Raw genomic sequence first — 14756 nt, forward strand, 5'->3', positions numbered from 1 at the left:
CTATTATCGCTCACTCGGATGCACTCGTAAAGAGAAGAAACAAAAAAAGCAACCTCCCCTCACATGTGGGAAAAGTTGCTTTTTACATTGGAACGGCGTTAATTAATGACTTCCAACAAGTGTTCGTTCTTTCGAAATTTGACTTAAGGCTTCGCCAGCCTCATCTTCGTAACTCCCTCTAACAGCCAAATCGCCGATTGCTACAATACCAACAAGTTTGCCGTTATCTGTGACAGGCAAGCGCCTAATCTGGTGCTGTGCCATAATCTTAGCAGCTTCATCCACAGTCGTAGTAGGATTCACGGTAGTCATCCCCTTCGTCATGACGGTTTCTACAGCCGTTGACCCCGAATGCTTCTCTGCATAGCCTCGAATAACGAGGTCCCGATCCGTCACACCTCCTATGAAGGTATCACCGTCCAGAACCCCGACAAATCCAATATCGTGTTGCTTCATTTTCAAAGCAATCTCGTACACATTATCCAGTAAGGTAACCGTCACGCAGTCTTTGCTCATGATATCCTTCACTAGTTTATCTGACAACTTCATCATCCTCCTTGGTGTCATGTTAGGCAACAAATAATTGCTACATTAGCATTCACCAAATCACGGAGGGCATTCATGCCATATAATCCAAGGCCATAGACAGGAGCAAATTCGCTGCGTTCAGCATCGATCTTTCATCTATATCGAATTTCGGATGATGATGTGGATAAACGATGCCCGATTCAACATTACCAGCACCTACGAACATAAAGCATCCTGGCTTCTTTTGCAAATAATAGGAAAAGTCTTCTCCGGCCATAATAAGAGGGGATTCATGTACAGCCTCTTCACCAAACAGCGACGCGGCTACTCGGAAGAAACGAGTTGCTTCATTCTCATCATTAATTACGGTCGGATAGCCCAGCTTATACTCCAGTTCGTAAGTCGCTTGTGACATATCACAGGTAGCCTGTACGATCCTCTCCATGCGTGTTTGCACTTCTTGTCTTAATTCTGGATTGAAGGTACGTACCGTACCGTTAAGTACACTCGTTTCAGCAATTACATTGAAACTAGTACCACCATGGAAAGAGCCTACACTAACCACACACGGCTCGACCGGATCAACTTGACGGCTCACAATCGATTGTAAGTTAACAACCAATTGAGAGGCAACGTACACACTATCAATCGTTTGGTGAGGCAAACCGCCGTGTCCACCTTTTCCTTGGACACGAATAGTAAATTCATCTGGCGCGGCCATGAAAGCCCCAGATCGTGTGTAAACATGGCCAACTGGGAACGGAGTCCATAAGTGAACACCGAATACAGCATCAACGCCATCCAGCGCGCCGTCTTGGATCATCGAGTCCGCGCCGCCTGGTGAAATTTCTTCAGCATGCTGGAATAGAAAGACCAAATTCCCTCTAAGTTCTGTCCGATGCATGCTTGCAACCTTGGCAATCCCGAGCAGTGTTGATGTGTGTGCATCATGTCCACAGGCATGCATAATCCCTGACTTCGTAGATGTATAGTCACAGTTCTTCTCATCCTGAATGGGTAGAGCATCCATGTCTGCACGCAGAGCAACCGTCGGGCCCTCGCCCGCCCCGCGAAGCAGACCAACAACACCATTACCGCCTACGCCAGTACGCACTTCAATATCCCAGCTCAGCAGGTGCTTCGCTACAAATTCTGCGGTCTGATATTCATGGTAGGATAGCTCAGGATGCTGATGTAAATAACGTCTCCAACCTACCATTTCTTCGTAAATGGCTTGGAGATCTTCATGAAAATGATTCATAAGTACATCCACCTCCTAAGGCGTGATCACCAACTATATATCTAAAATGATCTCTTGAAACCTATTCTATCAAATATCAATCACGGTTTCATCTTTAAAGTGCCATCAAATATTAGAATTTACTGATGGCAATCGACTTGCAGAACCTTTAGAAACATACTATCATGAGAAAAGAATGCATACGTACAATATGGAGGCGTTAAAATTGATTATTGAAGCAACAGGCTTAAAAGGCCTAAAAAGCGATTTGGCTCACTTGGACGAAGTAACAACTAAACTTGGTTTCGTTCGTTGGCAGTGGGAATATACCCGTGCTACTTACGATTTTAAAATGGAAGATAAAGCAAGCAAAGCTGTTTACTTCTTGCGTGTAAATGCACGAGTAGAAACAGGCAAGCTGGAATCTCCCTATGCCGTATTGTTTTTAGAGGAAGCTTACATAGGCAAAGAAACGTTCCCGCATGGCTTGGACTACAATTCTCCAATCCCAGAGAACGTATTGAAAATTTCCAAACAAAAATTAGACCAACTGCAACAATTATTAGCAGACTAGGCGAGGAATCAGCATGAATCCCCCTCGAAGAGGAACGCCGGATTTTCTGCTGCTCTTATTAACCTTTGTGTTGGTCTGTTTTGGTTTAGTTATGGTGTTCAGCGCAAGCTCAATGACAAGTGCCTATCGCTGGGACGACCCGTGGTTCTTTACGAGAAAGCAGATCGTTGCTGTCGGGATCGGTACAATTGGCATGTTATTTTGCATGAATATCCATTACACGAAGTTAAAGAAGCTCGTTATCCCTGCTTTCTTCTTCGTTGTACTCGGCTTAATCTTCGTCGTCTTTACGAGTAAAGCGAATGGGGCGAGCAGTTGGTACTCGCTTGGCAGATATGGGATACAACCAACGGAGTTTGCCAAATTAATTGTTGTTCTATACTTAGCCTCGCTGATTAGCAATAAAGAAGAGAAATTCAGAAGTTTTCGTAAGGGATTACTCCCTGCTATCTTGATTGTAGGCTTCGTGTGCGGTTTGATCCTCCTGCAGCCTGACTTCGGTTCCTGTATGATTCTCTTAGCGTGCTCTGCCGTTGTCATCATGGTTGGTGGTTCTAACCTTAAGCATATTTTTTATCTTGGAACTATTCTTACGATTTTTCTTGGTATTGCCATTCTCTTGTATTTGTTATTAGGCGACACTGACTCTAACTTTAGGCTCAATCGCATAACTTCCTTTATGGATCCATTTGCCGATCCGCAAGGTTCAGGTTTACAGGTTGTGCAATCCCTGTATGCATTCGGACATGGCGGACTGACTGGCGCTGGATTCGGACAAGGTATTCAGAAACTTCACTATCTACCGGAAGCACATAACGATTTCATCTTTGCAATAATAGGCGAGGAGCTCGGGTTTATTGGCAGCTCTCTCTTCCTTCTCATGTATTTGATCTTCATTTGGCGAGGGATTCTCATTGCAGTTCGTTGCCCTGACATGTTTGGGATGTTATCCGGGGTCGGTATCATGGTCATGTTCGCCATACAAGCCTTTATTAATATCGGCGGCGTTACCAATACCATTCCCCTTACAGGTGTAACACTTCCCTTCATTTCAGCAGGCGGCTCTTCTATGATGGTTTCTCTCATCAGTATGGGGGTTATTCTCGGGATTTCTCGTGAACAATCCTTCAAAGAATTACCAGCATCGCATAAAACGCAAAAAAACCATAAAAAGAGACCCTTATCGACATAATATAACGTCGATAGGGTCTTTTTTGGTGAGTATTATTTAACTCGAAGCTGATCTTCTATCTCTTCTTCGGTAAATGCGACGCCTTCTACCTTCACATTGACTTCCACCACAGTTAACCCAGTCATATTTTCAACGGCTTCCCGAACATTCTCTTGGAGATCTCTGCAAACATCCTGAATTCTGGAGCCATATTTAACGATCACTCGTAAGTCGATCGCAGCTTCAACTTGTCCCACCTCAACAGAAACGCCACGTTGCACATTCTTACCACTTAGACGCTTAGCTAAGCCTTCTGAGATACCACCTGACATGCCCGCGATGCCTGCCGTTTCCAAGGCTGCAAGCCCTGCAATTGTCGATACTACGTCATCAGAAATTCGAATTAAGCCAGTTTGATTGTCTTCGGACATACGGATCACTCCCTAAACTTGGTATAAATCTATTGTAATAAGAACAAAAGCTTAAAGCAAGAACTGCCTGCATGTATCCATTTTAATTTACATTGCTACGCAAAGTAGGTATATTAAAAGAAGTAAAAATTTCCATTATATTAGATTCGGAGGGTTCCCATTGAAAGGAAAATTGTTCTACATAGGCTTGTTAGTCTCATTCATAGCAGCCGGCATCGCACACTATACGCACCAGAATACAACATTGCAATTCGTAATCGCTTGTATTGCCATCGTTTTCGTGGCTGGTTTCTTAGGAAAAGCAACAGAAAGCGTTGCACATTATGCAGGAGACCGTATGGGTGGTTTTCTCAATGCAACCTTTGGTAATGCGGCTGAGCTCATTATTGCGTTCTTCTTAGTAAAAGATGGGTTGTTCGAAGTCGTCAAAGCGAGTCTAACTGGTGCCATCATCGGAAACTTGTTACTCGTACTTGGACTCAGCCTATTCGCAGGCGGATTAAAGTTCAAAGAACAATCCTTTAACGTGAAGTTGGCGTCCCATAATTCTTCACTGATGATTCTGGGTGTTGTTGCACTCTTCATTCCTGCAATATTTTCCGGCGGATTAACGACTGACGAAACATCATCCATGAGTATGATTGTAGCGATTGTTCTCATCGTAGCTTACCTGCTCTGGCTGTTCTTCTCGATGGTTACTCACAAAAGTGTGCTCTCGGATGAAGCCATTGAACATGGTGAGGCCGCATGGTCCAAAGGCACCTCAATTATATTCCTCATCGTTGCGACTGCCATGGTGGCCTTTACAAGTGAATGGTTAGTAGGAACTATTGAGGAAGTTAAAAGCAAATTTGGCTTATCTGATCTATTTGTCGGTGCATTCCTCATTGCTATTATCGGAAATGCTGCAGAACATAGTGCCGCGGTCATGATGGCCATGAAAAATAAAATGGGCGCAGCCGTGGAAATTGCGGTCGGAAGCTCCTTACAGATCGCCCTATTCGTCGCGCCAGTGCTAATCCTTCTCAGCTTCTTCATCAGTGGTACACCAATGAACATTGTCTTCACCACCTATGAGATTGCAGCCATCGGCGTCGCGGTCTTCATTACCAAATCCATTACCCAAGATGGATCCACGAACTGGTACGAAGGCTTGCTTCTCTTGTTCGTCTATATCATCCTCGGAGTCGTATTCTACTTAGTTTAAGAGCCCACATGCCAACAAAAAAAGTAACCCCTCGGGGTTACTTTTTATTGTTCAACGCTTCATACAGCTGCGCAAGATTACGTTCAAGCTTATTGAGAATTTGTTTACCAGGTAATTCGGAGATGAGTCCCGCTCGAATGGCAAAATCAATTTCTCTCGAAAGTCCGTACATTTGCGTATCTAATACCTCTTCGTAAAGTGGACATTGACGTGTCGTCAAGTTTTCCATCTGAACTTCGATCAGCTTTTCGATTTTATCTGCATCTTCTTGAAGAAGATTAAGCGCCTTTTGATTCATATCCAGCAATAAATCAGATGAAGACATTCCCAACTTCCCCCTATACGCAAAGTCATCCGTCCTTATATGATCTATATTAAGCGAAATTGCCGTAATATACAAGAGAAGGTACCCTCAGAGATTCTGAGAATACCTTCTCTCTATTCAAAACTAGTCTTGAACGACGTTAACGCCTAGATTATGCTTCGCAAATACTTCAGCCATAGCCGTTTTCGCTTCATCAGCATCCGGACCATGAACGTGCAAATCATAGTTGCTGGAGCTAAGCAGAGTCGTAAACAAGCCAAGAATACTTTTTACATCGATATACTTATTGTCATATTGAAGAACGATAGAAGATCTGAATTTATTAGCTGTTTGGGAAATCTCAACAATTGCTGCATTATTGGCACTTGGCATATTTCATTCCTCCATTATAGTCGCGTAATGAGTTGGTCGTCTTGCTTCCTCTATGATAACTTGGAATAGGAAGGGAAAGCAACTACAAAATTTCCTGCTTTCTCCATGTAAGCCCTTTATTTCGTCTTCGGGGTTAGTGCCCTCTTCACGCTATTTCCTACGAATACTAACAATACTAATATTCCCAGCAATAAGAGCAATCTTCCCTTATACCTCTGAAAATGAAATAAATCGTGCGCGATCATTGACTCCATGAATACAATAGGAAGTTTCCCGAGTAATGTCCCCCACAAGAAATGCCGAAATCTCATACGAGTTAAGCCTGCGGAAAAGTTAACGGCAGAAGAAGGCAGTATCGGAATCAAACGTCCGATTAACACATACAAAAAGCCATGCCTTTCCATTCGCTTACTGAACTGTATAACAATCGGAAACCGCTCCAGCTTCTTTTCTACCCAAGCATGTCCATAATATCGTGCAAAGTAAAAGGAAGCAACAGCTCCTAAGCACGACATCACATAGTTCACGAGAAACCCCATTTTGATTCCGAAAATCGCAACGTTAGTACCCGCTACAAGTACGAACGGAATAAATGGAAAGAATGTTTGGAAGAAAATCAAACTCATTCCAATTATTTTACCAGGCCAGCCAATGTCTCTTAAATGTCCAGACAATTGCCGCATATTACTATGTGCAAGCTTAATGCCTACAGGATTAAAGAAGAAGAAATACACCAAACCAATAAGCACAATAAAAATACAAATAAGCAGTCCTGTACGTTTACGTTTAAATGCCGACAAAATTCGACCATCCTCCCTTAGACCAAATCATTGTAACATGTTACAACAGGTTCAGGAAGAGCAAACAAATGATCGTCATCCTCCTGCAATGTTCACTGTAATGAGAACGACTTTTCATTGGTTATATACAAATGTACCCGCCACTGCACCTACTTGAATCAACAAAAGAAATAGTGCCTGTCCGAAGACAAGCACCACCATACGTTAACCAATTTGGATTTGATTACGACCGTTATTTTTGGCCTGATATAGAGCCATATCTGCTCGATAGAAGAGCGACTCTACACTAATCTTATCCTCTTCCCAATTCCAGTCCGATACACCGCAAGAGACAGTAACTTGAGGCTGTGTCTCTTCCATTACACGCCTACGTATGCGCTCAGCAATCCGAATCGCCTGATCTTTAGAAACTTGAGGCAAATAGACTGCAAGTTCTTCCCCACCCCATCTAGCCGCGATATCCAACTCCCTAATACTGGACTTGATGATCTGACTGACATGAATGAGAATTTTATCACCAATTTGATGACCATAGGTGTCATTCACCTTTTTGAAGTTATCAATATCAACGACAATAAGAGATCCGCAGAAGTCTTTCTTTTGCATCAAATTCACTTGTTCATCTAAATAATGTCGAGCATAAAGACCAGTTAAATTATCCGTAATTACCATTCTCTTCACTTCTGCGTGCAAAGATGCGTTCGTCATGGCTAGTCCAATATGACTTGAGAGCACTTGCAAGAGCTTATAGTTGTCATATGAGAAGTAGTTAGGCAAACGATGAACGATGAGAATTACCCCTTCTACGTTACCGTTTACAAGGATAGGCGAACCAATCAGTGAACGAGAGTTCGTTCGCTGCATGAGGCTAGAATTGACTTTATCATTACTCCAATAATCAGAAATAATAATCGGTTCTTTGGACGAATAAATCAGACCAGAGAAACCTTGATCCAGCGTAAAGGTCTCTTGAAACATGGCAGGTAAATTCGTAGCTTGAACAATAAGTTGATTACTATCTTTGGAGTTTTGAAGAATACAGCTATAATCCGCACCAAAAATACTCAAAAATTCACTCGAAGCCGAATTGAAAATTTCATGGAGACGTAAACTTTGATTAAGCTGTTTGGTAATTTCATTAATGAGACGCAATTCGTTAATCATTAGATTCGATTGCTCATATAGTTTCGCATTCTCAAAAGCTGTACCCGCTGAGTCCGCCAGCAGCGAAATGAATTGTAAATCCGACGCATCAATCCGTTCATCGGTAAACTCCATGTACAGTACACCGTATACACCTTGTTTCCCTGATAATGGCGCCGCGATGTTGCCTGTACTTGAAGCACTCCCCTTTATGGTTGGTTCAAAAATAACCTGACCTTCCATAAAAGCGCGGGTACGAATATCTGACTCTGTTCGTTGGAAATTCAAAGGCTTAACAGACAAATTCGTAGAATCATTATCTTGTGAAAGAAGTAAATCAACACGAGTATTCGGGTATACACGCCCCAAACAATCAATAACTTCTGTTAAAACGGAATGAACATCAATCTTAGCAAGGAGTTTCTTGGATGCTTCAAATAGAATGACATGCTTCTTAGACTCCATTTCCTTCAAATGATGAAGGTTATTTAAGCGATCGTACTTCCGACGTTCTTCCACATTATGAATGGAGCTCTGAAAAGTAAGCGCAAGACTATACAGCAATTGCGCTAGATTTTCCATATTTATGCGAGATTGGGTAAAAAGACCCAAATAAAAATGCACTTTGCCGTGGTTATCCAAAACAGGAGTAACAGCACTTAAATACGTTTGCAGTTCTCGCACATGCCAGTCTTCACCAGTCATCAATTGTAACTGAGCTGCACTTTCACAGCGAACAAACGGATTATCTCCTTGATCCGCAATTTTCCAAGAGATCCCAGGTTGCAGATAATGGCCTATTGAAGGCGCGTCATTTGAACAAGAGTCAATTACACACAGGTGCTCATTGACACATAACAGTGCAGTTTGCGAGGGCAGCATGTACGGACCGAACTGCTGATTCCAATTTTCAAAAACTTGATATAGGTTCGGGTTTGACTGCAAACCATCATAAGAAAAGTTGCCAGAAAGTATAAAACCTTGCCGAAGAAACACGTCAAAGTGCTCTGCGCGACTATGCTTTTGTATACTGCGAAGTTCACTCATAGGCTCTCCTTCACTCTCTAACAATAGTCCTCAAGTACCAATTTAAAAATCACTTTCTCTTATCATACTATTTTTTCACTTCTATTGCACGATATTTTCCTCGTATTCTGCAGATGAGAGACTTGACACATGCCCCGGTTTTTAATAAAATTAGAAGTCGAGTAACACCATGATTTCGGTGAATGCCATTTGTGATCACCCTCACTGCTTTTGCTCCTGCCAAGACAGCGGCTGACTACTCTTGACAGGGAATCACATATGATGATTCGTTAGCAAAATCGGGCACTTGTCTTCACCCTGACATCTAGATGCTATTTACTAAACTAATTGTCATGAGAAGGAGTTTTCCCTAAATGTCACGTTATACAGGACCTAAATTTAAATTAAGCCGCCGTGTTGGTATTTCCCTAAGTGGTAACGGTAAAGACTTGAAGCGCCCATTCCCTCCAGGTCAACATGGCCCAGGACAACGCAAAAAAATGAGCGGTTACGGTGTACAATTGAACGAGAAGCAAAAACTTCGTCACATGTACGGTTTGAACGAAAAACAATTCCGCAACTTGTTCGACAAAGCTTCCAAGCTTAAAGGTATTGCCGGTGAAAACTTCATGGTATTGCTTGAAAGCCGCCTAGACAACTTGGTTTACCGTCTTGGTCTTTCCAACTCCCGTGCAGGTGCTCGTCAACTCGTTGCTCACGGTCACGTAACTGTGAACGGCAAAAAAGTTGATATCGCTTCTTACATCGTTTCCACTGGTGATGTGATTTCACTTCGCGAAAGAAGCAAAGGCCTTTCCACTGTGAAAGAAGCTCTTGCTAACCGCAACTACCTTCCAACTTACCTTGAGTTTAACGACGCAAGCGTAGAAGGTAAATACATCCGTTTACCAGAACGTTCCGAGCTTCCACAAGAAATTGACGAGAAACAAATCGTCGAGTTCTACAGCCGTTAATAAAAGCAACCCCCTTAGGGATTTCCCTAAGGGGGTTATTTGGTTGCGCAGCTTTATTCAAACTTTACGAGGAAATAGTTTTTCTTACCGCGGCGAATAATGAGGTAGGAATCACCTAATCGACCCAATTGTTTCGTCGTCGCTTCGAGATCCGTCACCTTCACACCATTAACCGTGACTGCTCCACTTTCAATGTCTTGTCGAGACTGACGCTTAGATGGTGAAGCACCTACAGAAATGAGCAGGTCAATCAACGCGACGTCATCTTGCTCTAGTGTTGTTGAAGGTACATCTTTGAACGCTTCTTCGATTTCAACACGTGATAGAGACTGAATATCCCCACTGAACAAGGCAGAAGTGATATTAAGCGCACTCTCCAGTGCCTCTCCCCCATGAACAAGCTTCGTAACTTCGCGAGCCAATACTTTTTGAGCTTCTCTCTTCCCAGGTTGCGCTGCCACTTCAGCTTCCAGTCGTTCAATTTCTTCTTGGGATTCGAATGTGAAATATTTCAAGAATCGGATGACATCATTATCCGCTGTTCCCAACCAGAATTGATAGAACTGGTACGGTGATGTCTTGTTCGCATCCAACCAGATGGCTCCGCCTTCTGTTTTCCCAAACTTCTGTCCATCGCTCTTCGTAACAAGCGGCAACGTCACTCCGAAAGCGCGGCTATCCGTTGATTTACCAATAAGCTCAAGCCCAGCCGTAATATTCCCCCATTGATCACTTCCACCAATTTGAACGGAGCAGTTCTTCGTTTCATTTAATTTCAAAAAATCATAGGATTGAAGAATCATGTAGCTGAACTCGGTAAATGAAATCCCTTTGGTAATACGTGAATCAACAGAATCCTTAGCCAACATGTAATTCACAGTAAAGTTTTTACCTACATCGCGCAGAAATTCAATCACATTTAAGGAGCCTAACCAATCATAATTGTTCACTAACTCAGCACTATTCTCAATGTCAGTCGAGAAATCAAGAAAACGAGAGAGCTGGTTTTTTATGCTTTGCGACCACGCTTCAACAACCTCTGGCCCGTTCAGAGTACGTTCATTAGCCTTACCACTCGGATCTCCAATAAGCCCCGTTCCACCGCCTACCAAAGCCAAAGGGATATGTCCAGCAAGTTGGAATCTTCTCAAGGTTAAAATAGGAAGCAAACTACCGATATGCAAGCTATCCGCTGTCGGATCAAAGCCGCAGTACAGGACAACGCGCTCTTCACTCAGCTTCTTGTCTAAACCTTCTCTATCCGTAATTTGATGCAGCAAACCGCGAAACTCCAAATCCTTCAGAATACTCATGTGCAACCATCCTTTTATTATGAAATGAAAAAACAAAAAAGCCTTCTTATCCCAAAGGGACGAGAAGACTTGACTCGCGGTACCACCCTAATTAAAACAGCTGTTACGTACATCTATAAGAAAAGCTATAGGCACGGCATGCTATTTTCACTCAAGAACCGATAACGAGGTTTAATCGGTAAATACTACTTGTGCAGGCACATTCCTGCAGGTTCCCATTTACTGCTCAAGACCGTAATTCACTAACCTGCAGGTACCGGTTCGCACCATCCACCGGCTCTCTGAAAGCATCCACAAGCTACCTACTGCTGATCCATCAACGCATGTGTATTTGTTATAACACAGGCTTCTGATGGTTGTCAAACCTAGAACGGATCCTTTCTCCATCAGCATTACCGCAAAAGGTGCAATTATGGTATACTATTAGGGGTCATGTAAGGAGGATATTGGAACTTATGCGCAATTTTTTTGCAAAATGGAATCGTCCCTGGGTTAGAACGACATTTAAAGTAATTGGAATTTCATTAAAATGGGCCATTATTTGTGTGTTTTTGGCTGGACTGCTAGGTGGATCCGCCGCTTTCGGATATGTAAGTGCTCTTGTCAAGAAAGATCCTATCCGCAGCGAAGATGCGATTCGACAACAAATGCAAGAGAATGCCATCACAGGATTCGCTTACTTCAATGACGATGCTGTGATTGGACAATTACGGACCGAAGAAGATCGACGACTTGCCCTACTTGAAGATATCCCACAGAACTTGTTAGACGCGGTTCTCGCCATTGAGGACAAGGATTTCTACAACCATCGCGGCATTGATTTCCGTGGCCTCTACCGTGCAGTCACACAGAAGCTTCTGAATGAAGATGTGCAAACCGGTGGAAGTACCATTACGCAACAGCTAGCTAGACGTGTCTTCCTCACATTAGATCGCGATGACGGACGTAAAGCAAGAGAATTGCTGCTTGCACTTCGGATGGAACGCATTATGTCGAAGGATGAAATTTTACTTGCTTACCTTAATAAAATCCCATACGGCAATGGGGCAACTGGTTATAATTTATACGGCATTAAAGCCGCTGCCAAAGGTCTATTCAATATTGATGATTTAGCCAAATTGAATATAGCACAAGCTGCGTATTTAGCCGGATTACCTCAATCCCCCTCACAATATTCGGCTTTTACAAGTAAGCCAACTTTCGATGAGGATGGATTCAAAAAAGCGGTAACGCGCCAGCAGTTGGTATTAAAGCGGATGATGGAAGAAAACAAAATTACCAATGATCAATATCAAGATGCCTTGAAATTCGATCTCAAAGCTTCCATGCCAGCAGCTGCCCAAAAGGCGTATACAACTTACCCTTATCTCATGATTGAGACCGAGCAGGAAGCATCTGAGATTTTATTGAAGATTCAACATCCCGAGCTTGATCCCAAAACCAATCAAGCGGCTTACAATGAAGCACTCAAGAACATACATACACAACTATTACGCGGCGGTTATCAAATTTACACCACAATTGATAAAACCATTTATGATTCCATGCACGAGATTTCTAGCAATGAAAAGAATTTCGCACCTACGGATGAGAAAAAAGGTGGCATTGAGCAAGTTGGCGCCATCATGATTGATTCCAAAACGGGCGCGATCCAAGGTATGATTGAAGGCCGCGACTTCTTCGATGAGCAGCTGAATCATGCTACACAAGCTTTCAGACAGCCTGGATCTACAATGAAGCCAATTGCTGCTTACATCCCTGCACTCGAAAAAGGGGTCTTGCAGCCAGCGACCATCGTAGATGATATCCCAATCATTCTCAAAGATGGCGTTAAAGGCTTCCATCTGCCAGAGAACTGGGATCATAAGTTCCATGGACTCATGACGGCGCGAAGAGCATTAAATCAATCCTATAATATCCCAGCTATCGATATATTCCTCAATAAAGTGGGCATTACGCAAGCATGGGATTTCGCTAAGAAACTAGGGATTACGTCTCTTACCAAAGAAGACAATGTCGCCCAAACTGGTGTTATAGGTGGTTTGAGTCGCGGAACGTCGGTGAAAGAATTAGCAGGTGCTTATGCATCTATTCCGAATAAAGGCGTGTTCAATGCACCGTACTTAATTCGTGAAATTAAAGATTCCAATGGCAAAATCATCTATGCGCATGAACAGAAACCCACTACGGTGTACTCACCGCAAACGGCTTACCTCATTACGGATATGATGAAAACCGTCATTAGCAATGCTAGCCAAGGGACCGCTACTGATCTTATGAAAAAATTCAAATCCTATGGCAAAATTGAGATCTCTGGAAAAACAGGTTCGACACAGGACGATGCAGATGCTTGGTTCATGGGCTTTACCCCTGATGTTACAGTTGGTGTGTGGATCGGTTATGATCAACCAATTAATAAACTGTCTTCCAAAACAGGGCAAACCAATCATGCCAAAGATATCTGGGCGCTCATCTTGAATAAAACCATTGAGCAAAAACCAAATCTGTTCCCGAACAAAACATTCGCTAAGCCAGAAGGTATTGTTTCATCCACCGTCTCCAGCTTATCCGGCATGCTTCCAAGCGAACTAACGACAAGCTCGGAACATCTGGTGACCGATATTTTCAACAAAAAGTTTTTACCTACAGCAACCGATAATGTCATGGTAAAAATGAAAATCAGCTCGTTAAATGGGCTCAATTATGTAGCTCAAGAGACAACACCTGCTGATTTCGTAACTGAAAAAGTAGTGATTAAACGTCAAAAATCAATCACGCAATTGCTCAAAGAAATCCAAGATGCAATGCAAAAGCTTCCAGAGAAAAGCAGAAAACCTATCGATTTCTATAAACCAACTGATTATGACGTAGATGCTCCTTCCGAAGTCGACCCAAGGGTTGATGATGGGAAAGCACCTCCAGCACCACTGAACGTCGTAACAGTCAAATCAGGTGATACGGCGACAATTACTTTCCAACCGAACACGGATGCAGATATCGTAGGTTATCGCATTTACCGTTCGGATAATCAAGGCAAGTTCCAGCTCATGGGAGGAAAAGTCGTGATGGCAGGCGCCGAAGCAAAGTTTGTTGATCAATTACAAACCGCTGCAATTACAGGCTACTATGTCACAGCTGTTGATGTAACTGGCAAAGAATCCACACCAAGTAGGTCCTCCTATACGGATGGAAGCTCCCTAGATGCGTTAATACTCCCTGGTGTCGATAGCAATGGCAATCCCTTGAAAGATCTTACCAGTCCATCGCCAGGAACAACGAATAGCGGCACAAGTACTGGTACTGGAACTGGGGCTGGAGCCAGTACTAGTACTGGTGCTCCAACAGGCAAACCAGTTTCCAAAGATGCTCCATCTGCCCCTACTGGAATCAAAGCAAAGGCTGAAGAAGCTTCACTTGTCCTAACATGGAAAGCGAATGATGCCAAAGACAAAGTCAAACAGTATGTCGTCTACTTTAGTGATAAAGAGAAAGGCACATATACGAAGCTAGGCACCGTAGAAAATGGAACTGAATTCCATTACTATGCGGCCGCATTTAATGGCTTTTATAAAGTAACAGCCATCAATGATGCTGGAGAGTCTAAATTCTCTGCTACCATCGCTTATAATAAATAAAAGTACTAGAAGAGGAA

At 43.0% G+C, this 14756-nt stretch carries 13 protein-coding genes and 1 other annotated feature; of the genes, 5 read left to right on the forward strand and 8 right to left on the reverse strand.

Features of this window, described 5'->3' with window-relative positions; translation table 11 throughout:
• Nucleotides 1-102: 102 nt before the first annotated feature.
• Both A8708_RS31445 and A8708_RS31450 read right to left on the reverse strand, forming a co-directional pair.
• On the reverse strand, nucleotides 103-552 hold the full coding sequence (locus A8708_RS31445; RefSeq protein WP_082927934.1) for a CBS domain-containing protein: 450 nt from the start codon (nucleotides 550-552) through the stop codon (nucleotides 103-105).
• Between the two features lie 67 nt (nucleotides 553-619).
• On the reverse strand, nucleotides 620-1789 hold the full coding sequence (locus A8708_RS31450; protein ID WP_068670501.1) for a M20 family metallopeptidase: 1170 nt from the start codon (nucleotides 1787-1789) through the stop codon (nucleotides 620-622).
• A gap of 205 nt (nucleotides 1790-1994) precedes the next feature.
• On the opposite strand from A8708_RS31450, the gene A8708_RS31455 reads away from it, so the two are divergent.
• On the forward strand, nucleotides 1995-2342 hold the full coding sequence (locus A8708_RS31455; protein WP_068670504.1) for a YugN family protein: 348 nt from the start codon (nucleotides 1995-1997) through the stop codon (nucleotides 2340-2342).
• 13 nt (nucleotides 2343-2355) lie between these two features.
• On the forward strand, nucleotides 2356-3534 hold the full coding sequence (ftsW, locus tag A8708_RS31460) for a putative lipid II flippase FtsW (protein ID WP_068670506.1): 1179 nt from the start codon (nucleotides 2356-2358) through the stop codon (nucleotides 3532-3534).
• 32 nt (nucleotides 3535-3566) lie between these two features.
• On the opposite strand, the gene A8708_RS31465 is transcribed toward ftsW, so the two are convergent.
• On the reverse strand, nucleotides 3567-3944 hold the full coding sequence (locus A8708_RS31465) for an Asp23/Gls24 family envelope stress response protein (RefSeq protein WP_068670508.1): 378 nt from the start codon (nucleotides 3942-3944) through the stop codon (nucleotides 3567-3569).
• A gap of 160 nt (nucleotides 3945-4104) precedes the next feature.
• Here A8708_RS31465 and cax point away from each other — a divergent pair, with 160 nt between their 5' ends.
• Nucleotides 4105-5151 carry a calcium/proton exchanger gene (gene cax / locus A8708_RS31470; RefSeq protein ID WP_068670510.1) on the forward strand — a complete coding sequence of 349 codons (1047 nt, stop codon included), beginning with the start codon at nucleotides 4105-4107 and terminating at the stop codon, nucleotides 5149-5151.
• A gap of 37 nt (nucleotides 5152-5188) precedes the next feature.
• Here the strand turns inward: cax and A8708_RS31475 are convergent, their stop codons facing one another.
• The 4 genes from A8708_RS31475 to A8708_RS31490 all read right to left on the reverse strand — a co-directional run bounded on the left by A8708_RS31475 (nucleotide 5189) and on the right by A8708_RS31490 (nucleotide 8838).
• Nucleotides 5189-5476, reverse strand: coding sequence for an Fpa/YlaN family protein (locus tag A8708_RS31475; protein ID WP_056612445.1), 288 nt, complete (start codon nucleotides 5474-5476; stop codon nucleotides 5189-5191).
• A gap of 123 nt (nucleotides 5477-5599) precedes the next feature.
• Complete coding sequence (locus A8708_RS31480) at nucleotides 5600-5848, reverse strand: HPr family phosphocarrier protein (protein ID WP_068670512.1); 249 nt, start codon at nucleotides 5846-5848, stop codon at nucleotides 5600-5602.
• Nucleotides 5849-5964: 116 nt separating this feature from the next.
• Nucleotides 5965-6648, reverse strand: coding sequence for a TVP38/TMEM64 family protein (locus A8708_RS31485; RefSeq protein WP_082927935.1), 684 nt, complete (start codon nucleotides 6646-6648; stop codon nucleotides 5965-5967).
• A gap of 204 nt (nucleotides 6649-6852) precedes the next feature.
• Nucleotides 6853-8838 carry a sensor domain-containing diguanylate cyclase gene (locus A8708_RS31490; RefSeq protein ID WP_068670514.1) on the reverse strand — a complete coding sequence of 662 codons (1986 nt, stop codon included), beginning with the start codon at nucleotides 8836-8838 and terminating at the stop codon, nucleotides 6853-6855.
• Nucleotides 8839-9191: 353 nt separating this feature from the next.
• Here A8708_RS31490 and rpsD point away from each other — a divergent pair, with 353 nt between their 5' ends.
• A complete protein-coding gene (gene rpsD / locus A8708_RS31495) occupies nucleotides 9192-9791 on the forward strand; it encodes a 30S ribosomal protein S4 (RefSeq protein ID WP_056612460.1) in 600 nt (199 codons plus the stop codon).
• A gap of 53 nt (nucleotides 9792-9844) precedes the next feature.
• Here the strand turns inward: rpsD and tyrS are convergent, their stop codons facing one another.
• Nucleotides 9845-11104, reverse strand: coding sequence for a tyrosine--tRNA ligase (gene tyrS, locus A8708_RS31500; RefSeq protein WP_068670516.1), 1260 nt, complete (start codon nucleotides 11102-11104; stop codon nucleotides 9845-9847).
• A 52-nt stretch (nucleotides 11105-11156) separates the two neighbouring features.
• Nucleotides 11157-11433 (reverse strand) — a binding site (T-box leader).
• 126 nt (nucleotides 11434-11559) lie between these two features.
• On the opposite strand from tyrS, the gene A8708_RS31505 reads away from it, so the two are divergent.
• Nucleotides 11560-14739 carry a transglycosylase domain-containing protein gene (locus A8708_RS31505; protein WP_068670518.1) on the forward strand — a complete coding sequence of 1060 codons (3180 nt, stop codon included), beginning with the start codon at nucleotides 11560-11562 and terminating at the stop codon, nucleotides 14737-14739.
• Nucleotides 14740-14756 lie beyond the last annotated feature (17 nt).

The organism is Paenibacillus oryzisoli (assembly GCF_001653565.1).
Taxonomy (GTDB): Bacteria; Bacillota; Bacilli; order Paenibacillales; family NBRC-103111; genus Paenibacillus_E; species Paenibacillus_E oryzisoli.

Excerpts from the sequence above, each read along its gene's own strand:
- A8708_RS31445 (WP_082927934.1), bottom strand. The coding sequence starts at position 552 with ATGATGAAGTTGTCAGATAAACTAGTGAAGGATATCATGAGCAAAGAC.
- A8708_RS31450 (WP_068670501.1), bottom strand. The coding sequence starts at position 1,789 with ATGAATCATTTTCATGAAGATCTCCAAGCCATTTACGAAGAAATGGTA.
- ftsW (WP_068670506.1), top strand. The coding sequence starts at position 2,356 with ATGAATCCCCCTCGAAGAGGAACGCCGGATTTTCTGCTGCTCTTATTA.
- A8708_RS31465 (WP_068670508.1), bottom strand. The coding sequence starts at position 3,944 with ATGTCCGAAGACAATCAAACTGGCTTAATTCGAATTTCTGATGACGTA.
- A8708_RS31475 (WP_056612445.1), bottom strand. The coding sequence starts at position 5,476 with ATGTCTTCATCTGATTTATTGCTGGATATGAATCAAAAGGCGCTTAAT.
- A8708_RS31480 (WP_068670512.1), bottom strand. The coding sequence starts at position 5,848 with ATGCCAAGTGCCAATAATGCAGCAATTGTTGAGATTTCCCAAACAGCT.
- A8708_RS31490 (WP_068670514.1), bottom strand. The coding sequence starts at position 8,838 with ATGAGTGAACTTCGCAGTATACAAAAGCATAGTCGCGCAGAGCACTTT.
- rpsD (WP_056612460.1), top strand. The coding sequence starts at position 9,192 with ATGTCACGTTATACAGGACCTAAATTTAAATTAAGCCGCCGTGTTGGT.
- tyrS (WP_068670516.1), bottom strand. The coding sequence starts at position 11,104 with ATGAGTATTCTGAAGGATTTGGAGTTTCGCGGTTTGCTGCATCAAATT.
- A8708_RS31505 (WP_068670518.1), top strand. The coding sequence starts at position 11,560 with ATGCGCAATTTTTTTGCAAAATGGAATCGTCCCTGGGTTAGAACGACA.